Annotated in this window: 19 protein-coding genes; 13 read left to right on the top strand and 6 right to left on the bottom strand. The window is 71.3% G+C overall.

Features of this window, described 5'->3' with window-relative positions; genetic code table 11:
• Positions 1-75: 75 nt before the first annotated feature.
• Both serA and J4030_RS08830 read right to left on the bottom strand, forming a co-directional pair.
• Entirely contained in the window at positions 76-1,266 is a 1,191-nt protein-coding gene (gene serA, locus J4030_RS08835; protein WP_208048857.1) for a phosphoglycerate dehydrogenase, read from the bottom strand.
• Between the two features lie 63 nt (positions 1,267-1,329).
• The gene (locus tag J4030_RS08830) at positions 1,330-1,893 is read right to left on the bottom strand and encodes a low molecular weight phosphatase family protein (protein WP_208048856.1); all 564 of its coding nucleotides are present in this window, start codon (positions 1,891-1,893) and stop codon (positions 1,330-1,332) included.
• Positions 1,894-1,996: 103 nt separating this feature from the next.
• On the opposite strand from J4030_RS08830, the gene J4030_RS08825 reads away from it, so the two are divergent.
• Positions 1,997-2,779 carry a class I SAM-dependent methyltransferase gene (locus tag J4030_RS08825; protein ID WP_208048855.1) on the top strand — a complete coding sequence of 261 codons (783 nt, stop codon included), beginning with the start codon at positions 1,997-1,999 and terminating at the stop codon, positions 2,777-2,779.
• A gap of 54 nt (positions 2,780-2,833) precedes the next feature.
• Here J4030_RS08825 and J4030_RS08820 read toward each other — a convergent pair whose 3' ends face one another.
• Complete coding sequence (locus J4030_RS08820) at positions 2,834-3,721, bottom strand: FkbM family methyltransferase (protein ID WP_208048854.1); 888 nt, start codon at positions 3,719-3,721, stop codon at positions 2,834-2,836.
• Between the two features lie 134 nt (positions 3,722-3,855).
• On the opposite strand from J4030_RS08820, the gene J4030_RS08815 reads away from it, so the two are divergent.
• Positions 3,856-4,554, top strand: a complete 699-nt coding sequence (locus J4030_RS08815; protein ID WP_208048853.1) for a bifunctional 2-polyprenyl-6-hydroxyphenol methylase/3-demethylubiquinol 3-O-methyltransferase UbiG — start codon at positions 3,856-3,858, stop codon at positions 4,552-4,554.
• A gap of 36 nt (positions 4,555-4,590) precedes the next feature.
• Here the strand turns inward: J4030_RS08815 and J4030_RS08810 are convergent, their stop codons facing one another.
• Together J4030_RS08810 and J4030_RS08805 are read right to left on the bottom strand one after the other, a co-directional pair.
• Positions 4,591-5,229, bottom strand: a complete 639-nt coding sequence (locus tag J4030_RS08810) for a WbqC family protein (protein WP_208048852.1) — start codon at positions 5,227-5,229, stop codon at positions 4,591-4,593.
• Positions 5,226-5,882: a PIG-L deacetylase family protein gene (locus J4030_RS08805; protein WP_208048851.1), complete on the bottom strand. Its 657-nt coding sequence runs from the start codon at positions 5,880-5,882 to the stop codon at positions 5,226-5,228. Before J4030_RS08805 ends, J4030_RS08810 begins: the two co-directional genes overlap by 4 nt.
• Before the next feature lie 91 nt (positions 5,883-5,973).
• Between J4030_RS08805 and J4030_RS18490 the strand changes: the two genes are divergently transcribed.
• From J4030_RS18490 to J4030_RS08760, 9 genes are read left to right on the top strand one after another with little or no spacing between them, the layout of a single operon-like run.
• Entirely contained in the window at positions 5,974-6,519 is a 546-nt protein-coding gene (locus J4030_RS18490; RefSeq protein WP_208048850.1) for a DapH/DapD/GlmU-related protein, read from the top strand.
• Positions 6,516-7,475, top strand: a complete 960-nt coding sequence (locus J4030_RS08795) for a glycosyltransferase family 2 protein (RefSeq protein WP_208048849.1) — start codon at positions 6,516-6,518, stop codon at positions 7,473-7,475. Before J4030_RS18490 ends, J4030_RS08795 begins: the two co-directional genes overlap by 4 nt.
• Positions 7,463-8,527, top strand: coding sequence for an NAD(P)-dependent oxidoreductase (locus tag J4030_RS08790; protein WP_208048848.1), 1,065 nt, complete (start codon positions 7,463-7,465; stop codon positions 8,525-8,527). Before J4030_RS08795 ends, J4030_RS08790 begins: the two co-directional genes overlap by 13 nt.
• Complete coding sequence (locus tag J4030_RS08785; RefSeq protein WP_208048847.1) at positions 8,524-9,516, top strand: glycosyltransferase; 993 nt, start codon at positions 8,524-8,526, stop codon at positions 9,514-9,516. The genes J4030_RS08790 and J4030_RS08785 overlap by 4 nt, the downstream gene beginning before the upstream one ends.
• A complete protein-coding gene (locus J4030_RS08780) occupies positions 9,507-10,544 on the top strand; it encodes an RNA-binding protein (RefSeq protein WP_208048846.1) in 1,038 nt (345 codons plus the stop codon). Before J4030_RS08785 ends, J4030_RS08780 begins: the two co-directional genes overlap by 10 nt.
• Positions 10,541-11,257 (top strand): cytidylyltransferase domain-containing protein, encoded by a 717-nt coding sequence (locus J4030_RS08775; protein WP_208048845.1) that lies wholly within the window; start codon positions 10,541-10,543, stop codon positions 11,255-11,257. The genes J4030_RS08780 and J4030_RS08775 overlap by 4 nt, the downstream gene beginning before the upstream one ends.
• A complete protein-coding gene (locus tag J4030_RS08770) occupies positions 11,254-13,506 on the top strand; it encodes an N-acetylneuraminate synthase family protein (RefSeq protein WP_208048844.1) in 2,253 nt (750 codons plus the stop codon). The genes J4030_RS08775 and J4030_RS08770 overlap by 4 nt, the downstream gene beginning before the upstream one ends.
• The gene (locus tag J4030_RS08765) at positions 13,497-14,600 is read left to right on the top strand and encodes a glycosyltransferase (protein WP_208048843.1); all 1,104 of its coding nucleotides are present in this window, start codon (positions 13,497-13,499) and stop codon (positions 14,598-14,600) included. The genes J4030_RS08770 and J4030_RS08765 overlap by 10 nt, the downstream gene beginning before the upstream one ends.
• A gap of 46 nt (positions 14,601-14,646) precedes the next feature.
• Positions 14,647-15,900, top strand: a complete 1,254-nt coding sequence (locus tag J4030_RS08760) for a hypothetical protein (RefSeq protein ID WP_208048842.1) — start codon at positions 14,647-14,649, stop codon at positions 15,898-15,900.
• Here J4030_RS08760 and J4030_RS08755 read toward each other — a convergent pair.
• Positions 15,889-17,154 (bottom strand): MFS transporter, encoded by a 1,266-nt coding sequence (locus tag J4030_RS08755; RefSeq protein ID WP_208048841.1) that lies wholly within the window; start codon positions 17,152-17,154, stop codon positions 15,889-15,891. The two genes, J4030_RS08760 and J4030_RS08755, sit on opposite strands and share 12 nt — an antisense overlap.
• 67 nt (positions 17,155-17,221) lie before the next feature.
• On the opposite strand from J4030_RS08755, the gene J4030_RS08750 reads away from it, so the two are divergent.
• Together J4030_RS08750 and J4030_RS08745 are read left to right on the top strand one after the other, a co-directional pair.
• Positions 17,222-17,851 carry a helix-turn-helix domain-containing protein gene (locus J4030_RS08750; RefSeq protein ID WP_208048840.1) on the top strand — a complete coding sequence of 210 codons (630 nt, stop codon included), beginning with the start codon at positions 17,222-17,224 and terminating at the stop codon, positions 17,849-17,851.
• Between the two features lie 241 nt (positions 17,852-18,092).
• On the top strand, positions 18,093-19,538 hold the full coding sequence (locus J4030_RS08745; RefSeq protein WP_208048839.1) for an HNH endonuclease signature motif containing protein: 1,446 nt from the start codon (positions 18,093-18,095) through the stop codon (positions 19,536-19,538).
• Positions 19,539-19,581: the final 43 nt, after the last annotated feature.

Genomic DNA, 19,581 nt, shown 5'->3' with positions numbered 1-19,581 from the left:
TAGGTCCGAGGGACACAGGCCGACCTGTGTCCCTTGACCGGAACTGTGTCAGCGTCGCCGCTGCGGCGGCGAGGCTCAGATGACGCGCAGCCGGATGGTCTCCGGCAGGCCCGCCAACTCCTCGACGACGGCGTGCGGGATGTCGTTGACGTCGGTGACCACGTAGCCGTTGTCGCCGAGCGTGCTCAGCATCTGGCCCTCGATGTTGACCCCGTGCGCGGCCAGGATGCTGTTGACCTTGGCGAGGACCCCCGGCATGTTCACGTGCAGGTGCGTGACGCGGTGACCGCCCGGGCGGGCCTCCAGGGTCAAGGTCGGGAGATTCACGTTGAGGGTCGTGGTGCCGCGCTGCACGAAGTCGCGCAGCTTGGTCGCTACGAAACGCCCGATGTCCTCCTGCGCCTCCTGCGTGGAGCCACCGACGTGCGGAGTGAGGATGACGTTGGGAATGCCCTGCAGCGGCGAGACGAACCGCTCGCCCTTGACCTTGGGCTCGGTCGGGAAGACGTCGACCGCAGCGCCGGCGATGTGCCCTGACAGCAGGCCGTCACGGAGCGCGTCGTAGTCGACGACGAACCCACGCGAGAGATTGAGGAAGAGCGCGCGCGGTCGCATCCGACCGAACTGCTCGGCACCGAAGAAGCCCGCGTTGCCGGACCGTCCGTCGACGTGCAGGGTCACCACCTCGGCGACCTGGAGCAGCTCCTCCAGGCTCTCGCAGCGGTGCGCGTTGCCGAGCGCCAACTTGTCCTCGGTGTCGTAGAAGAACACCCGCAGACCCAGCATCTCGGCCACCACCGACAGCTGGCTGCCGATGTTGCCGTAGCCGACGATCCCGATGCTGCGGCCGCGGATCTCGTGACTGCCCGTGGCGTCCTTGTTCCAGGTGCCCGCGTGCAGGTCACCGTCCTTCTCGGTGAGGCGGCGCGCCATCGCGATGATCTCGCCGATGACCAGCTCGACCACGCTGCGGGTGTTGGAGAACGGCGCGTTGAAGACCACCACGCCTCGCTCGGCGGCGGCCTTCAGGGCGACCTGGTTGGTGCCGATGCAGAAGGCGCCGATCGCCTGCAGCTGGGTAGCGGACTGCAGCACCCGCTCGGTGACCTCGGTCTTGGACCGGATGCCCAGCAGATCGACCCCGTCGAGAGCGGCGATCAACTCCTCCTCGTCCATCGCGCCCGCGTGGGACTGCACCTCGATGCCCGATTCCTGCAGCAGCGAGACGGCGAGGGGGTGGATGTTCTCCAGCAGCAGTGCTTTCACCCAGCCATTGTGCCGGGCCGGGCTGACAGCCCGCCTCGGGTGTCCGGCTGCCGGTCGGCAGGCTCAGCCCGCGCGGCGGGTCATCGCCCCCAGCGCGGGCAGGATGACGCGCAGGGCCTCGTCGATCTGGTCCACGACCTCCCCCGCCGCTGCCACGCCCTTGCGGATCGGGTCCTCGACCTCGTCGTCGTCGGTGAGCCGGTCCTTCGTCCGCGCGAGGTGCTCGAGGGGCTCGCCGCCCTGCGGCAAGTCCCGTAACAGCCGCGCGGCCTGCCGGATCGTGTAGGTCCGGCGATAGAGGAACGGCGTCTCGTCCACGATCCAGTCGTTCTGCAGTCGGCCGGCCGTGAGGATCAGGCGGGCCTCACCGAGGATGGCCGGGGTGGCCTGGCGGGAGTGGAAGCCCCCCGCCGGCACCTCCATGACGGCCAGTCGTCGCTCCACCTCGCGCAGCACCCGGTCGCTGCGCACCGCTCGGATGCCGCAACTGGCGAACCGCCACGGCCCGTCGACGGCGGACCGGTGCCGCGAGATCAGCTCCGCGGCCGGCGATCGTGCCAGGTTGCCGTCGCAGACGAAGAGGAGCAGATCCGGCTGCCCGGGGGTATCGGAGGACGTCGTCGACACGGTGCACACCGTAGGCGAAATGGGCCGGGCGGCCGACACCGCCGCGGCCGAGGATGAACCTAGACTTCCGTCGCGCTCATCCCCCGTACGAGAGGTCCCATCCATGCCGCACGCCCACCCGGACGTCCAGGACCGCGCGAACCAGGCGTCATACGCCGGTGCCGACGCCGTGCGCCACTACCCGCGCCTGGGGCACCTGCACCCGGCCGAGAAGGTGCTCTTCGGCGCGTACGAGGCCGACCTCGCGGGGCGCGCGGTGCTGGACATCGGCGTGGGCGGTGGACGGACAACGGGTCATCTCGCGCCGCCGGCACGGGAGTACGTCGGGCTCGACTACTCCCCCGGGCTGGCCGCCGCGACGGCTGCCCGCTTCCCCGACCACCGGATCGAGGAGGCCGACGTGCGGGACCTCAGCCGCTTCGACGACGGCTCCTTCGACACGGTCGTCTTCTCCTTCAACGGCCTGGACTACATCGGTCACGAGGACCGCGCGATCGCGCTGCGGGAGATGCGCCGGGTGCTGCGCCACGGTGGCCTGCTGCTCCTGTCCAGCCACAATCGCGACTACCGCAGATTCCACCTGCTGCCGTGGCAGGGGCGCCCGCGGCCGGGCCGGGCGACCGCCCGCCGTTGCTACGCCGCGTGGCGGGCCCGAGCGAACCGACGCCGTCTGCGACCCCACGAGACCATCCGGCCCACCTGGGCGATCGTCAACGACGACGCGCACGACTACTCGATGCTCACCTACTACGTGGGCGCCGACGAGTCGCGCAACCAGCTACGGGCGGCCGGCTTCGCCGACGTCGCGACGTTCGACCTGGCGGGCGACGCCGTCGAGCGCGACGACCGCGCTGTCTGGCTCTACTACACGGCCCGCGCGGCCTGATCGACCGGACCCGAACGACCTGAACCGGCGCTGCTCAGGGCAGCTCGCCGGACGTCATCGGCGTCCGCGGGGGCTCCGGGCAGGGTGGACGAGCCGGCGCACCGGCCGCGCGAGTCCCCGCAACCGCTCCGAACGGCGTAGCGGGTGCGGCTCCCGGGAGAGCCGGTGCGACACGTCGTAGAGGTGCAGATCGAGGCGGCGCTGGACCTGATGGCTGCGCAGCGCACGCTCGCTGAGGAAGACCACGTTGTGCTGGGTGGAGTACTCCACATCGCGTGCGACGGCGTAGAGGCCGGCCTCCAGCAGCCGGGCGGTGATGTCCAGGCTGATCGTCTGTCCCTCCCAGCTGGGCAGGTCCTCGACCTCGATCTTGAGGACGTCGACGCGCGGGAGGGTGTGGGCGGCGCCGTCGAGCACCAGACCGGCCGCGCCCTCCACATCGACCCAGAGCGCGATCGGACCCCCGGTCCCTGGCACGACGTCGTCGAGGGTGGTCGCCGGGACCTCGACGCTGCGGACGTGCTCGAACCCGCGGTGCCGCAGCATCGACGTCCAGCCGACAGGGCGCGGCTCGGCGTCGGGATGCTCGAGGTTCAGCAGGATCGTCGTCGTGCCGACCCGATCGCAGACCGCGTAGTGCAGGTACTCGATCCCCGCGCCGTCGAAGTCGGTCACGCCGCGGTGGTGCTCGTAGTTGACCGGCGATGCCTCGAACGCCACGACGCGACACTGCGGGAGAGCGGCCCGCACGCGGTGGGAGGCGGACGCCTCGAACGCGCCCACCTCGAGGAAGAGCTCCGGTTCCAGAGCCTCGACGATGGCGTGGAAGAGGTCGTCCAGTGCCCGGGCGCTGCGGCCGCGGCCGTCCAGGGCCGTCGAGAGCTGCGCGGCGTGGTGACGCATCTGCAGATCGAGCAGGACGGCCCGGGGATCCACGGTCATGGGCGCCGATGCTATGCGTTGGGGACGGCATCAGGGCGCCCCATCGACCCGGTCGCCGCATCACCGGCGGTCGACGCTGCCGGACTGAGCAACCTGTGAGGACGGTCCCGCAGCACGCCGTAGAGTCACGGCCCATGCAAGGGCATGAGGTACGCAAGCTCACGTTGGTCGAAGACTGGCACTGGTGGTACGCCGAGCGCCGGCACATCCTCGCGGGTCTCATCGAGGGAATGACCCCCGGACTGGTCTGTGACATCGGCGCGGCCGGCGGCGGCAACACCCGGGTGCTCGTCGAGAACGGCTGGCGCGCCGCCGCGGTGGAGTACGGCGCGGACGGCGCCGAGGTCGCCCATTCGCGCGGGCTGGACGTGCTGCGCGCCGACGCGACCCGCTTCCCGCTCGCGACCGACTCGCTCGACCTGGTGACGGCGCTGGACGTCCTCGAACACATTCCGGACGACGACGCCGCGGTGCGCGAGATCCGGCGCGTGCTGCGCCCGGGGGGTCAGGCGATCATCGCCGTGCCTTGCGACCCCAAGCTCTGGTCCGCCCACGATGTCGCGGTCGACCACGTCCGCCGCTATACCCAGGAGACGTTGCGCTCGCTCTTCGAACGCAACGGCATGGACGTCGTCGAGTGCTGGTCGTGGATGGTGCTGCTGCGGCCCGCGGTCAAACTGCGCCGTCGATCGAGTTCGGGCAGCGACCTGGACAACCCGTCGCCGTTCGTCAACGCCGCGCTCTCCACCATCGTCAAGCTCGAGCGGCACCTGCCGGTGCGCCGGCTTCCGGGGGTCACCCTCTGGCTCCGGGCGACGGTCCGCGAGAACTGACGCGGGGCTCTCGGCGAGCGGCCCGCCGCCGACCGGTCACTCGGTGCGGGAGATGACCTCGAGGGGGTCGTCGTGGTCCATCAGGACGGTGAGCACCGAGTCGCCCGAAGTGATCGCGTGATGTGACCAGCGCAGGTCGATGCCCGCGTCGGCGAACGTCGCGGTCGCCTCGTCGCCCATGTACGCCGTCGCCCCCGCGCCGGACAGGTACGCCGTGCCGCCGACCGCCTGCACCTGCTCGATCAGCCGGGGCACGCCCGAGGCGACGGGCGGGTAGGTGAACGCCAGCGGCGTACGGATGTCGAGCACACCGCGCAGGACGTGGATCATCGACAGGTTGACCTCGGCCAGGGTGTCACCGGTGCAGGCCGCGATCTGCTCCAGCAGCGGCAGTCCGCGCGCCTTCCAGTGCCGGGCACCGGTGTAGCGGCCCCGGACGATCCCGATCAGTCGGTCCTGCCAGCCGGGCAGCACCCGCACGGCGGTGATCGGCACCAGCGACGGCTTGCCCTCCAGCTGATGGGAGCACCACGCGTCGCGCATGGTGACCCGACGCTGGTAACCGTGCTTCTGGAACTGATCGTGCTGGGCGATCACGAAGACGTCGCTGGTCAGCATCTTGAACCAGAAACCGGAGTAGGGCAGCAGGTCCGGTTGGTGGATCGCGACGATCACGGGCGGATGCTCCGCACGAGCGCGTACTGCTCGGCGTACCGGACCAGGCGCGCGTGCCCGAGCGCGACGGCCATCTCCTTCAGACCGGTCATCGCGTGCACTTCATCCGGGATCTCCGTGGCGTACGCGCGGCAGGCCGCGACCTTCGCGTCGATCTGCTCCTCCTGCAGGGATTCGAAGACGTTCCAGCGCAATTCGGCCTGATAGAGGTTCACGTCGTACGCCGCGATGTCGTAGACGAAGACCGACGGTGGGAAGAAGTGCGTGACGCTCATCGACGCCCGGCAGGCGCGCATCCCGGCCTCGTACGCCGCGATGTGGTCCTGGTGCAGCGACGGGTAGGGCAGGTAGACCTCTTGCGGGCGGTGGGTCTCGAAGACCTCGTCCAGCGCCTGCACGAGTGCCTGGGGGTCGTCGCCGACGTGCCCGTCCGGGAACCCGAGCCGCACCGAGTCGCCCACTCCGAGCGCGGCCAGGGCGGCCTCGTGCTCCGTCGCCCGCACCTCGCCACTGTCGGCGACGACGACCACGAGACTGTCGTCCGGATGCTTGGCCAACAGGCCGCCGCAGCCCAGCGACTCGTCGTCCATGTGCGGCGCCACGACGATCCGGCGGACGGGACGGACGGTGCCGTCGGCAGCGCTGAGATTCACGAGCGCCGATCGTACGGTGCGCGCGGCCCAGACGGCAGAATGAGCCCTGGCCGACCGGATCCCGGAGCCGACGACGACCGAAAGCGCATCTGTGAGCCTCGCCCGCCGCCTGACCGAGGCGCGCCCCTCGGTGCGCTGGCACCTCGGCCGGGCGGTCACGACGACCCTCTACCGGCGCGCGTTCGCCGCTCTCGGCGCCGGCAGCGTCGTGGTGGCGCCGCGCATCCTGCGCGGGGTCGAGCGGATCAGCCTCGGCGAGCGCGTGGCGGTCTACCCGGGTGCATGGCTGCAGACCGAGGACGGCGGCTCGCTGCGCATCGGCGACGGCACCTACCTTGGGCACGACGTGCACCTGCACGCGGCGGATCCCCTCGAGATCGGTGTCGAGTGCGTGCTGGCGGACGGGGTGTTCGTCGCGACCACCGATCACGGGCGCGACGGGCGGCACGAGATCGTGCACAGCGGGCCGGTGCGCATCGGCGACCACGTCTTCATCGGGCAACGGGCCATCGTGCTGGGCGGCGTCAGCATCGGTGACGGCGCCACCGTCGCGGCCGGCGCGGTCGTCACCCGCGACGTCCCGCCGGGCGCCGTCGTGGCCGGAGTGCCCGCGCGCGCCCTGGCGGGTGGGGAGTGAGCGAGCACGTCACGGTCGTCGTACCCCACTACGGCGATCCTGCACCGACCCGCGACCTCGTCGCGTCCCTGCTCGACCAAGCGGACTCGATCGTGGTGGTCGACGACGCCTCTCCCGAGCCGTTGGCCCCGATGGCGGGCGCGGACGTCGTACGCCGGGCGGTGAACGGCGGGTTCGGGGCGGCGGTCAACACCGGGATGGCGCGGGTGCGCACCGAGCTGGCCCTGGTCCTCAACAGCGATCTGCAGGTCGGGCCCACGTTCGTCGCCGACCTGATCGGCGCAGCCGCGCCCTGGCAGCCCGTCGTCGCGAGCCCCCAGGTGACCACCCTCGACGGTCGGCCCGAGTGGGTCGGTCGCCACTTCCCCACGATCGGCCACCAGGTCACCGAGTGGCTCACGCCGTTGGCCCGATTCCGGCACCGGCCACGGCTGCACGAAGCGGTGGGCCACGACACCCGTGCGGTGGGCGACACCGTGGTGCCCGTCGACTGGGTGGTCGGCGCCGCCCTGCTGCTGCCGGTCGCGCCGTTCCGCGAGGCGGGTGGCTTCGACGAGCGCTACTTCATGAACGCCGAGGAGGTCGACCTGCAGCGGCGGCTGCGGACCCTCGGCGTGCCGTCCGTCGTGCTGGGCACGGTGACCGTCGTGCACCGCGGTGGCGGGTCGTCCGATCCGGCGCGGAGCCGCCAGTGGCTGGTCGCGTCCCGTCTGCAGTACGCACGCACCTGGGGCGGACTGCGCCGTCTGCAGATCGCCCTCACGGGTGCGAGCGCGGTTAACCTGTGCGCCAACGTCTCCCGCCGGGCACTGCGGCGACCGGTGCGGCCGGTCGACGTACTGCGCGAGGAGCTGCGCCTCATCCAGGGGCGGGGCGCCGGACCCTCCCTCGCCCCACCGCCATCCCCCGCCGGGGCCCTCATCGTCACGGAGCAGGATCTGTCATGCGAGCGCTGATCACCGGTGGCGCCGGTTTCATCGGCCGCCACCTGGCGAGCAGGCTGCGCGCGCAGGGCCACGACCTCGTCGCGCTGGATCTGCTGAGCCCCCAGGTGCACCGCGACCCGGAGAGTGCGCGCGCCGGTTTCCCCGGCCAGGTCGTGGTGGGCGAAGTATGTGACACCGACGCCTGGGCCCGCTGCGGTGACGCCGACGTCGTCGTCCACCTCGCCGCCGAGACCGGCACCGGGCAGTCGATGTACCAGCAGGACCGCTACCGCCAGGTCAACATCGAGGGCACCCGCCTGGCGGGCCGCGAGGCCGCGCGCCGCGGCGTACCCCTGGTCGCGCTCAGCTCCCGTGCCGTCTACGGCGAGGGTGCGCGCATCGAGGCCGACGGCACCCGCACGTACGACGGCGTCGTCCGTCCGGGGTCGCGGGCCGCGGCCTCCCACGAGGACGACCCGCACGCACCGGTGTCGGTCTACGGCGAGACCAAGTCCGAGGGCGAGCGGGTGATCGCCGAGGAGCTCGGTGGTCACGGGTCGGCCACGGTGCTCCGGCCGCAGAACGTGATCGGCGCGGGCCAGGCCCTGCACAACCCCTACACCGGGGTGCTCGCGGCGTTCCTCGCCTGCCTCAAGGAGGGCCGCGCGATCCCGGTCTACGGCGACGGTTCGCAGACTCGCGACTTCGTGCACGTCACCGACCTGACGGCGCTGATCACCTGGGCGATCGCGAACCCGGCACCGATTGCGGACGGTCCCCGGATCCTCAACAGCGGCAGCGGTGTTCGTACGACGCTTCGCGAGCTCGCCGACCATGCGGTCGGCGCGTCCCCGGGCCCGCAGGTCGACGTCGTGCACGTCGACGTGCACCGCGCCGGTGACATCCGTGATGCCTGCGCGGACCTCACCAGGGGACTCGCCCTTGGAGCGCCCGCGCCGCGCTGGAACGCCGCGGACGCCGTCGCGGACTTCGTCCGGACCTCCTGGGAGCAGCCGGGCGCGCGGGCCGACGCCTGGGACGCGGCGCTGGACGAGCTGCGGGATCGGGGGCTGACATCGTGACGGCTCGCCGCGTGCTGCTGGTCAGCCCCGGGTTCCACGACTACTGGCAGGCCATCGCCGCCGCCCTCGAGCAGCGCGGGCACACCGTGGAAACCCACGTCTACGACGCGCCGCCGAGCCTGCCCGGCAAGGTCGCGAACAAACTGCTGCACGACCTGCCCGATGCGGTCACGCCCGCCCGGCTGCGCACCCAGCTGACCGACCGCGCCGTCGACGCGGTGCGTGAGCACGCGCCGGAGGTCGTGGTCGTGGTCAAGGGCGACCTGCTGCAGGACGCCTTCTGGGATCTGCTCGACGACCGGCGCCTGCCCCGGGTCACGTGGCTCTACGACGAGGTGCGTCGGACCCGCTACACGGCCGAGACGCTGGCACGGATCGGCCCGCTCGCGACGTACAGCTGCACCGACGCTCGCGCCCTGGGCGCCACCCACCTGCCGCTGGCGTTCGACCGGCGGGTCGCGTACACGCCCCTCCCCGAGCCGGTCGTCACCTTCATCGGAGCTCGTTACCCCGAGCGCGAGTCGGCGCTGGAGCGCGTTCACGACGCCGGGGTGCCCGTGCGCGCGTACGGGCGCGACTGGTCCCGTGGGCTCGGTGACCGGCTGCACACCCACACGCTGCGCGCCGCCCGCGTCGACAGCGCCGGTGAGCTGTCCCGCTCGGAGGCGTACGGCGTGATGGCGGGGTCCGCCGCGACCCTCAACCTGCACGGCGATCAGGATGGCTTCACCATGCGCACCTTCGAGGCGGCAGGCGTCGGCGCCGTGCAGCTGATCGACCGGCCCGACGTGAGCGACCTCTACGACGTGGACGGGGCCGCGGGCGAACTGCTCGTCTTCACCGCCCTCGAGGAGCTGGCCGAGCTGGCCGAGCGGTGCGTGCGCGAGCCGCGCTGGGCCGACGGCGTCCGCGCCCGCGGCCGAGCCCGCACGCTCGCGCAGCACACGTTCGACCACCGCGTCGCGGTGCTGGAGTCGCTATGGGCCTGATCCATCCGCGCGACCTGACCGCCTGGCAGGACTGGCAGGACTCCCGGCACCGGATGCGCCGGGCCGCCGAGCGGGTGCGCCGCCCGAGCGCGCCCTCCCCGTTCGTGCTCGACCTGCCGCGTGACGCGAGCCCGCGGGTGCTGGTCGCGCTGGACGTCACCGACGGACCCAAGAGGCAGTGGCTGCTCGACCCGCTGGCCGACCTGCCCGTCGCGGTGCTGACCCAGCGCCCCGTGCCGGGAGTGATCGCGGGAGAACGCGTTGCGCGCCACGTCTCCGAGGCGGACCTGCCCGGCCTGCTGCCCGACGTACGCGCCGTCCTCTCCTACGGCCACTACCTCGCTGCCGGGTCGATCGTGCACGCGTTCGCCGAGCGGTCCGGCCGCGCGCAGCTGGTGCTGCAGCACGGACTCCTCACCCCGTATCAGCCGCCGCTGCCGCCGCACGCCCACGCCCTCGCGTGGTCGGCGGCGGACGCCGACTTCTGGACCGACGGGCGCGACGACGCGACCGCGCAGGTGGTCGGGTCGCAGCTCTTGGCGGCGGCTGCGCTCGAGCCTGCCGACACGGCATCGCGCGAGGCTCCCCCGACCTATCTGGGTCAGCTGCACGGAGCCGAGCTGCCACGCCGTGGCCTGGCCCAGGCGGCGTACAGCTTCTGCCGCGACACCGGAGCGACCTACCGCCCGCACCCGTCCGAGACCGACCGGCTCTCCCGCTCCCAGCATCGAGTCTGGGAACGCCGCGGAATCCGCCTCGACCGCAGCGGCGCACCACTGCGCCAGCACGACGGTCCGGTCGCGGCGGCGTTCTCCACCGGCGTGCTGGAGGCCGCGGCGCGCGGCGTGCCCGCCTTCGTCCACTATCCCCACCCACCGCGCTGGCTCGAGCAGTTCTGGGCGCGCTACGACATGCGTCCCTGGGGCGGCGAACCCACCCCGGCGCCGTCGATGGGCGCGCACGGCACCGACCCCGCGGCCGCGATCCGAGCGGCCGTCATCGACGTCAGTGGAAGGACCGGCAGGTGAACACCCTCTGTGTGATCCCGGTACGCGGCGGCTCGAAGGGGGTCCCGGGCAAGAACCTGCGCGAGATCGAGGGCCGCCCGCTGGTCGTGTGGACCATCGAACAGGCCCTGAACACACCAGGTCTCGACGTGCTGGTCTCCACCGACGACGAGCGCATCGCCGAGGTCGCCCGCGAGGCGGGCGCCGACGTGCCCTTCCTACGGCCTCCCGAGCTGGCGCGGGACGACACCCCGACCGAACCGGTGGTCCGTCATGCGATCGCGCATCGCGCGCGGGAGGGTCGCGCGCCCGACGCGGTGATGTTGCTGCAGGCGACCTCACCGCTGCGGCTGCCCGGCACGCTCGAGCGGGCGATGACGCACTTCGAGACCTCGGGCGCCGACTCCCTGGTCGGGGTGGTGCCGTTCGCACCGTTCTTCTGGTGGCAGGCACAGGACGGGCAGCCGCCGCGCGCGGACTACGACGTGACGGCGCGTCCCCGGCGCCAGGACCTCACGTCCGGGCAGTTGCGCTACCGCGAGACGGGGTCCCTCTACCTGACCCGCCCGTGGGTCTACGAGGAGTGCGACAACCGGCTCGGCGGTCGCATCGAGCTGTTCGTGATGGACGAGGTGGAGGGCATCGACATCGACACCGAGCACGATCTGCGCCTGGCCGCGCACGAGATGCGCCGCCTTGCCGAACGTCATTCGACACCAGGTGAATCCGCATGATCATCGAACGCAACATCGCGCCGTACATCGTCTTCTCCGAGGACCCGATCGTGCGCGCGCTAGGCAAGATCAGCGACAACAAGGAACGCATCGTCTTCTGCGTCGGCCAGCAGGGGCACCTCGAGGGGTCGCTGTCCGACGGCGACTTCCGGCGCTGGATCGTGGCCACGCCCGATGCCGACCTCCAGACGCCGGCCGTCCGAGCGGCCCACCGGAACGTCGCGAGCGGCCGATTCGGTACGCCGACCGCGTCGTTGCGCTCTGCCTTCCGGCCCGGTGTCACGCACGTGCCGCTCGTGGACGAGCAGCACCGGATGGTCGCCATCGCCATCGACCGCGACGACGAGCTGCGGATCGGCGCCCACGCCATCGGCCCGGGCCACCCGGCGTTCCTCATCGCCGAGATCGGCAACAACCACCAGGGGTCGATCGACCTGGCCCGGCGACTGGTCGACCTCGCCGCCGACGCGGGCGCGGACGCGGTGAAGTTCCAGCTGCGCGACATGGCCGCGCTCTACCGCGGTCCCCAGGGCTCGACGGCAGGCGAGGATCTCGGCGCGCAGTACACCCTCGACCTGCTGGCCAAGTTCGCGCTCGACTTCGACCGGCTGAGCGTCGTCTTCGACCATTGCCGCGACCGCGGCATCGATGTCATGTGCACGCCGTGGGACAGCCCGAGCGTGAAAGCCCTTGCCGACTACGGCATCCCGGCGCTCAAGATCGCCTCGGCCGACCTGACCAACCACGCCCTGCTGCGCGAGGCGGCCGGCTACGGACTGCCGCTGGTGCTCTCGACCGGCATGTCCCGGGAGGACGAGATCCGCGAGAGCGCCGCGCTGGTGCGGTCCACCGGTGCGAGTTTCGCGCTGCTGCACTGCCAGTCGACGTACCCGGCACCGTTCAAGGACGTCAACCTCGCCTACATGGACCGCCTCGCGCAGATCGGACAGTGCGTCGTGGGCTACTCCGGGCACGAGCGCGGCTTCCACGTGCCCATCGCGGCGGTCGCGCGCGGTGCGCACATCGTGGAGAAGCACTTCACCCTCGACCGGTCCCTGGAGGGCAACGACCACAAGGTCTCGCTGCTGCCGGGGGAGTTCGCGCAGATGGTCGCGCGGATCCGCGAGGTCGAGGAGGCGCTCGGCAGCGCCGCACCCCGCGAGGTGTCGACCGGGGAGATGATGAACCGGGTCAATCTGGCCAAGAGCCTGGTCGCCACCCGGGCGATCGCGACCGGCGACACCATCGCCGCCACCGACGTCACGATCAAGAGCCCGGGCAGGGGCCTGCAGCCGAACGTGCTGCCGCAGCTGGTCGGCCGGGTGTCCCGGCGCGACATCGACGAGGGCGACTTCTTCTACGACGGTGACCTCGGCACCGCGCAGATCGACCGGCGTACGTTCTCCTTCCGGCGTCCCTGGGGGCTGCCGGTGCGCTACCACGACTTCCGTTCGCTGGTGCGCGACTCGAACGCCGATTTCGTCGAATTCCACTTCAGTTACAAGGATCTCGACCTCGACCTGTCGCAGATCTTCCCCGCCGACGCGGCGCCCGCACCGTACGCGTTCACCACCCACACCCCCGACCTCTTCAGCGGCGACTTCATCCTCGACCTCGCGAGCGAGGACCCGGCGATCTGGGAGCGTTCGATCACCGAGCTGCAGCGCGTCGTGGACATCACCCGGTCACTGCGGCCCCACTTCACCTGCGCGCAGGACCCGCTCATCGTGGCGACGCTCGGCGGGTTCACCGCGGACGCGCACGTCGACCCGTCGCTGCGGGAGCGGATGTACGCGCGAGTCGCCGAGGGGCTGTCCAAGGTCGACGAGACCGGCGTGCGGCTCACCGCGCAGACGCTGCCGCCCTACCCGTGGCTGATGGGCGGCCAGCAGTTCCACAACCTGTTCCTCGACGCGCGCGACACCGCGGCCTTCGCCGAGCGGTACGACCGCAAGCTCACCCTCGACATCTCGCACAGCAAGCTGGCGGCGAACTTCGCCGGTCGCCCGTTCAGCGAGTACGTCGACCTCCTCGGTCCGCACACCGAGCATCTGCACATCGTCGATGCCACCGGCGTCGACGGGGAGGGAGTGCAGGTCGCCGACGGAGAGGTCGACTTCGCGGCGCTGGCGACCCAGCTCGACCAGCTCGCTCCGCGGGCCGGCTTCATCCCCGAGATCTGGCAGGGCCACGTCGGGGGCGGCGAGGGGTTCTGGGTGGCGCTCGACCGCCTCGAGGCATGGTTCTGAGTCTCCCACCGCTGGCGCTCTGGGTGCTGCCGGTCGCCAATCTGGCCGGGGTCGCCCGGCACACCCTCGACGCGCTCACCGCGGGTGTCCCCGGCTGGCGGGTCGCGGTGCTCTGTCCGCCCGGTCCGCTCGTGACGCGGCTGCAGGAGGCGGGGGTCCCGGTCGTCGCCGCGGCCTTCGGCCCCGACGCCGGGCTGCGCGCGTCGATTCAGACCCTGCGACACACCTGCGAGACCCTGCGGCCCGCGATCGTGCATACCCACCTGGCGTACGCCGACATCGTGGCCGCGCTCACCCCGCTCTCCGGTGCGACGCGGGTCAGCACCGAGCACGGCATCGCGGCCGACGACCTGGTCTACCAGGGCACTAGGTGGCGCTCGCAGCTCATGCGCCGCACCCATCAGGCACGACTGCATCGCGCCGACCGGCTGATCGCCGTCTCCCGTGCGACGGCCGACGCGATGCGCCTCAACTGGCGCACCGATGCCCCGATCACCATCATTCCCAACGGTTTCGATCCGCCGTCCGAAGCAACGGAGCGCCGGGCAACGGATGCGCCCCGGGTGCTGTCGCTGTCCCGCCTTGCGCCGGAGAAACGGATCGAAGCACTCCTGCACGCGTTCGCTCTTCTGTTGCGGGATCACCCGGGGGCGCACCTGACGGTGGCCGGTGACGGCGAGCTGGAGGGGTCCCTGCGGGCTCTGGCCACGCGTCTCGGCATCGCCGACCGGGTGGACCTGCCCGGCTTCGTCGATCCTGCCATCGCGCTCGCCATGTGCGACGTCGTCGCCCAGCTCTCGGTCTGGGAGAACTGCTCCTACACCCTGCTGGACGCCGTCGGGGCCGGGGTGGGCGTCGTCGCCAGCCCGGTCGGCGGCAACCCCGAGATCCTGCCGGCGGCGTGCCTGGCAGACCCGGACGCACCCGCGCAGGTGGCCGCCGCGATCGCGCGGCAGGGCGCCGTACCCGCCCAGCGGCCCCGGTTGCCCGTGACCTGGCCGACCCGGGCCGGGATGGCCGCGTCGATCGGTGAGGTCTACGACTCCTGCGAACACCCGGGCTCGCGCGGGCCACGCGGCGCCGCGAAACCATAGACTCTGCGCGGATCGACCCCGTACGACGCCCACCCGGAAGACCTCCATGACCCTGCTGCAGGACCGCGCGGTCGCCGAGCACCGGCAGCCCAAGGATGCCGACGTCCCGGGCGCGCTCGACCGGATGGACAACCCGTGGGTCATCTCCGCCACCCTCTCGGTGCTGCTCATCTTCGCCTCCCTCGCCGCCGACAAGTACGGCGCCGGACTTCCCGTTCCGCCCACCTCGCTGTTCCTGGGAGCGGCGGTCTTCGGAGCCGCGTTCGTCGTGCCCACCCGCGGTATCGCCCGCCCGAGCTGGGGGGTGTGGCTGACCCTCGCGATCCCCGGATGGTTGTTCGTCAGCTCCTATCTCAACCACGTGTCGGGCACCAAGCGGCTGGCGAACATCGGCATGGAAGCCCTGCTCGTGTTGGTGATCGCCTCGGGCCGGCTGTGCGTGATCTCCATCGCCCGCGGTGCCGGGATCGCGGTGGTGCTGGGGTCGCTCTGGGGCCTGGGGACGCTCGGAGCGAACGGGTACGCGGGGCGGCTCGTCGGCGGGTGGGGCGACCCCAACAACGCAGGCCTGTGCCTGGTCGTGCTCGGGTGCGTCGCACTCGCGTACGTCCGCACCCGTCTCGCGCGCGCACTGATCGCCCTGACGGGAGCCTCGGCGGTCTTCGCCACCTTCTCGCGCACCTCCCTCTTCGCGATGGTGATCGTCATCCTGTGGGTGGCCGTGGGAGATCGGGTGCGGGTCTGGGTCCGGGTCGTCGTGGTGGGCGCCGTCATGTGGTACGTCCACACCCTGCCGGCCACCGACTACGCCACCGGCATCTTCGCCGGTCGCGGCGGCAGTGACGCCCTGCGTCGTAGGATCTCTCGCGCGGAGCGGCTGACCGTCTCGCAGAATCCGCTCTACGGGCACGGCGCCGGCACCGCGCGGACCAACGTCGACGGTGACACCTTCTTCTTCCACAACTCCTACCTCGCCCTGCGCGCCGAGGGAGGCTGGATACTGCTCCTGATCGTGGTGGCGATCTACGCCCTGCTGCTCTGGAATCTGCTGCGACTGCCCGACGAGCACCGCAAGCCGTGGATCGAGGCCTCGCTCATCGGCGTCCTGGTGTGCGGGGCGAACCTCGGTGAGGTCTTCCTCGCGCCGCCGGCCATGATCGCGGTCGGCGTGGCGCTGCGCCACCTGTCGCTCAGCCGGCGTCGGATGCACGATCCGGAGGCGCCGCCCGCGCTCGGCCTGTGGGAGCGGTCCCGCCCGGACGTCCGTCTGCCGTCGGCCGCGACCCGTTCACCGGTCTGACGCGGCGACCTCCTTGGTGGTGCGTGCCGTGGGCGGCCACTCCACGGGGCGTGGCACGGACCGCACCGCGTGGCTCAGCGTCGGAATGAACGCGACACCGGCCGTGAGGACGATGAGCAGGGCGATGGCCTGGGGCCCGCCCAACCGGTGCAGCGCGAGTCCCGCCACGACGGGATAGAGCGGCAGCAGCAGGTACGACACGAACTGGCTGACCGACTGCACGCGTCCCACCAGCTCCGGCGGGGTGATGTGCAACCGGTACGCGCCGATCCCGGAGTTGCCGGCCGGGTTCAGGAAGATCCCGACGGACAGCGACACCGCCGCCGCCAGTGGCGTGTTGAAGAACATCAGCGGCACGGCCAGGGGCACCCAGCTCCACCCGACCAGCACGGTGAGGAGTCCGGTCGGAACGGCGTTCACCACGCGGGGCGCGCAGATGGCGCCCGCGATGCCGCAGATGCCGGCGGCGGTCTCGACCAGACCGATCTGCACCGGGCTGCGACCCGCCTGAATGAGTCGCAGCACGGCGGTGAAGCTGATCGCATTGATGGTCAGGTTGAGCAGCGGCGCCCACACCAGCAGCACCCGGAAGAACGGCCGCTCGACGGCGAAGCGCACCCCCTCCGCGAACTCGGTGCGCACCCGCCGACGGGGCTCCGCGTGGACCGGCGCGGTCAGATCGGTGCGGATGCGTCCGAGCAGCACCCAGGAGACGGCGTACGACACGGCGTCCGCGGCGAACGGCATCCACCGCGTGAGTCCGTAGAGCGCTCCCCCGATCGGTCCGCCCACCAGGGACGCCACGTGCTGGCGGGCCTGGTTCTGGGCCAGGGCGGTGGGAAGCAGGTCGGTGGGGACCACGCTGCGCACCGCCGAGACCTCGGCCGGCGAGAAGGCGCCGGCGGCGAGACCGGTGCCGAGCGCGACCGCTACCAGGTGCACCAGGGTGAGCCGGTGCAGGCCGATGGCCACGACCAGTGAGAGGTAGAGGATCAGGCCCGCGGCACTGGCCCATCGCATGATGCGGCACCGGTCGAACCGGTCGGCGAGCACGCCCGCCGGCAGCAGCATGGCGGCCACCCCGAGCAGGTTGGCCGTCTCGGCGAGCCCTGCCGCGAGCGTGGAGTGGGTCTGGGCGTAGGCGATGAGCGGGAAGACGAACATGCTCACCCGGCTGCCGAGCTCGCTGATCGTCTCCCCCACCCACAACAGGGTGAAGTCGCGCTGGTGGGTCAGCCCTCGAAAACCTCTCATATTCCGCACGCTAGCTTGCGCAACTAGTGTTGCGCAATAGATGGTGCGGGATTGATAAGGTGCCCGCATGGTGTCCAAGCGACGGGTCAGCACCCCAGTCCACGACCCGCGCACACTGCGGGCCATCGCCCACCCGGTGCGCAACAGGATCCTGACCGAGCTGACCGCGACGGGGCCGGCCCGTGCCGCCGATCTGGCTCAGGACCTCGGGATCCCCGCCAACCAGGCGAGCTTCCACCTGCGCCAGCTCGCCAAGTACGGCGTCGTCCAGGAAGCGCCCGAGGCCGCCCGCGACCGGCGCGACCGGGTGTGGAAGGTGGTCGCCGAGGGCGGCTACAACATCAACATGCGCGAGCTCGAGGCCTCCCCCGATACGCGGGCCGCCAGCGCCGTGTGGCGCACCCACTTCGAGCAGTGGGCCCACGCGGCCATCAGCGCCGCCCTGCGCAGGACCGCGGTCGACGACAAGGCGGTGGTCACCATCAGCGACACCGCGTTGCGCCTCACCGATGAGGAAGCCAAGAGTCTGACCGAGGAACTCAACGACGTGATCACCACCTGGGCCGATCGCACCCACGGCCGCGACCCGCAGCGGCGTACCTATCTGCTGATGTACGCCGTGCAGCCCTACCCCGATATCGACATACCGCGGCACGACAGCGACAGCGACGAGGTCGAGGACTCACTCGACGGCTAGTCGGCGCCCCCCTGTTTGACCCGCTCCACAGGGGCCCGAGTGCCGTGCGGCCAACTGTTGATCGCGGGGTGTGGATAGCCCTGGAAACGAACGCGTCGGTAGAGGGGGATGTGGATAACTCCTTCACGAATGATCAATATTCGCAGCATCTTTCGTGTCATCTGCCCTTGCTGTCGATATCGAACACGTGTATGATTCACGGTATACGGACGGGGTATCAGCTAGCAGCCGAGGAGGGGCCATGGCGGAGTTGACCAACGCGACACGTCAGCCCGCTGCGCCGGGGACGGGTGCCCGGTTGATGGCCCATCTGGAGCAGGTCGCCGCGGACCTGCAGGAGTGGCCCGGGGCGTTGTGGCAGTTGGACGAGGCAGCCCTGGGTGCGGTGGTCGGGTCGATGCTGCGGATCGGGTCCCGCTTCGAGAACGTCGCTGCGTTGGTGACCGCCGAGGCGTTGAGCCGGGGGACGGTCGCCAACTCGACCGCGACCGGGGCCCCGGCGTGGGTTGCCCGGCAGGCGGTCGGCGTCGAGCCGACCGTGGTGCGCCGGGTCGGGGCGGTCGGTGTCGACTGCGCTGATCCCCGCAACGACGTGGTGGCCGAGGCGTTGGCTTCTGGGTCGGCGAGTGTGCCGGCCGCGGCGGCCGCGTTGCGGGAAGTGCCCCGGGTCCTGCCGCTGCTGCCGACCGCGGACCGCGACGACCTGTTGGGCCGCTACCTGTCGCTGTCCGACCACGGCTGGCGCACGCTGCGGCAGCTGTCCACCCGGATCGTCGGCGAATTCGCGCCCGAACAACTCGTGCGGGACGAGGAACGTCAGCAGGAATGTGAGTCGGTGTACTGGTCCGACCTCCCTTCCGGGTTGACCCGGTTCGTCGCCGAACTCTCGAGCGGGCACGCCGCGGCCGTGAAACACGCCCTCCGCGCCCTGTCCGCACCCGCACCCGCACCACAACAGTGTTCGACCAGCACCCACCCTGGCCCCTCTGGCAGCGCGCCGGGTGCAGCTTCGCCGTTGGAGACCGAGACGCCCGAACGGGATACCCGCACTCCGGCCAAGCGCCGCGCGGACGCGCTGGTGCGGCTGGTCGACACCGCCGCCGGGGTCTTGGACGGCAGCAGCCCGCGGCCCGTCGGAGAATTCGGCGGGACCGCCAAAATCCTGGTCACCCTGGACTACAACACCCTCTACGAGGGACTCCGCAGCGCGGGCCGGCTCGACCAGCTCAGCGAACACGGTTCAGCAGCAAATGGATCTGCGCCCACGTACCTGCCCGGGGTCGGGCACACCACCGACGGAGAGCTGCTCGATGCCGGCACTCTCCGGAGGCTGTCCTGCGACGCCGACCTGATCCCCGCCGTCCTCGGCACAGACTCTGAACCCTTGAACGTCGGCAGGGCCAAACGCCTCTTCACCTGCGGCCTACGCACCGCGATCATCCACCGCGACAAAGGCTGCACCTTCCCCGGTTGCGACCGGCCACCCGACTGGTGCGACGCGCATCATGTGAGGCCCTGGTGGGCCGGCGGAAAGACAACACTGACCAACGCAGCACTGCTCTGCGCCAGGCACCACACCATCGTCCACCGCGACCTGCTCACCGCCCAGGTCACCACCACCAGCGTCACCTGGGACCTCACCCCAGGACGAATGCCCTGCCGACCCGGTCGCCAACCCGCAGCCTGACGCTGACGGCGTTCATCATCATTGACGGCGTTCGAACACCGTC

It is taken from the genome of Allobranchiibius sp. CTAmp26 (genome assembly GCF_017565405.1).
In the GTDB taxonomy this organism is placed as follows: Bacteria; Actinomycetota; Actinomycetes; order Actinomycetales; family Dermatophilaceae; genus Allobranchiibius.
This window is presented reverse-complemented; position numbering and strand designations above follow the sequence as displayed.

Coding starts and splice junctions, on each gene's coding strand:
- J4030_RS08825 (WP_208048855.1), top strand. CDS start 1,997: ATGCCGCACGCCCACCCGGACGTCCAGGACCGCGCGAACCAGGCGTCA.
- J4030_RS08820 (WP_208048854.1), bottom strand. CDS start 3,721: ATGACCGTGGATCCCCGGGCCGTCCTGCTCGATCTGCAGATGCGTCAC.
- J4030_RS08815 (WP_208048853.1), top strand. CDS start 3,856: ATGCAAGGGCATGAGGTACGCAAGCTCACGTTGGTCGAAGACTGGCAC.
- J4030_RS08790 (WP_208048848.1), top strand. CDS start 7,463: ATGCGAGCGCTGATCACCGGTGGCGCCGGTTTCATCGGCCGCCACCTG.
- J4030_RS08780 (WP_208048846.1), top strand. CDS start 9,507: ATGGGCCTGATCCATCCGCGCGACCTGACCGCCTGGCAGGACTGGCAG.
- J4030_RS08770 (WP_208048844.1), top strand. CDS start 11,254: ATGATCATCGAACGCAACATCGCGCCGTACATCGTCTTCTCCGAGGAC.
- J4030_RS08765 (WP_208048843.1), top strand. CDS start 13,497: ATGGTTCTGAGTCTCCCACCGCTGGCGCTCTGGGTGCTGCCGGTCGCC.
- J4030_RS08760 (WP_208048842.1), top strand. CDS start 14,647: ATGACCCTGCTGCAGGACCGCGCGGTCGCCGAGCACCGGCAGCCCAAG.
- J4030_RS08755 (WP_208048841.1), bottom strand. CDS start 17,154: ATGAGAGGTTTTCGAGGGCTGACCCACCAGCGCGACTTCACCCTGTTG.
- J4030_RS08750 (WP_208048840.1), top strand. CDS start 17,222: ATGGTGTCCAAGCGACGGGTCAGCACCCCAGTCCACGACCCGCGCACA.
- J4030_RS08745 (WP_208048839.1), top strand. CDS start 18,093: ATGGCGGAGTTGACCAACGCGACACGTCAGCCCGCTGCGCCGGGGACG.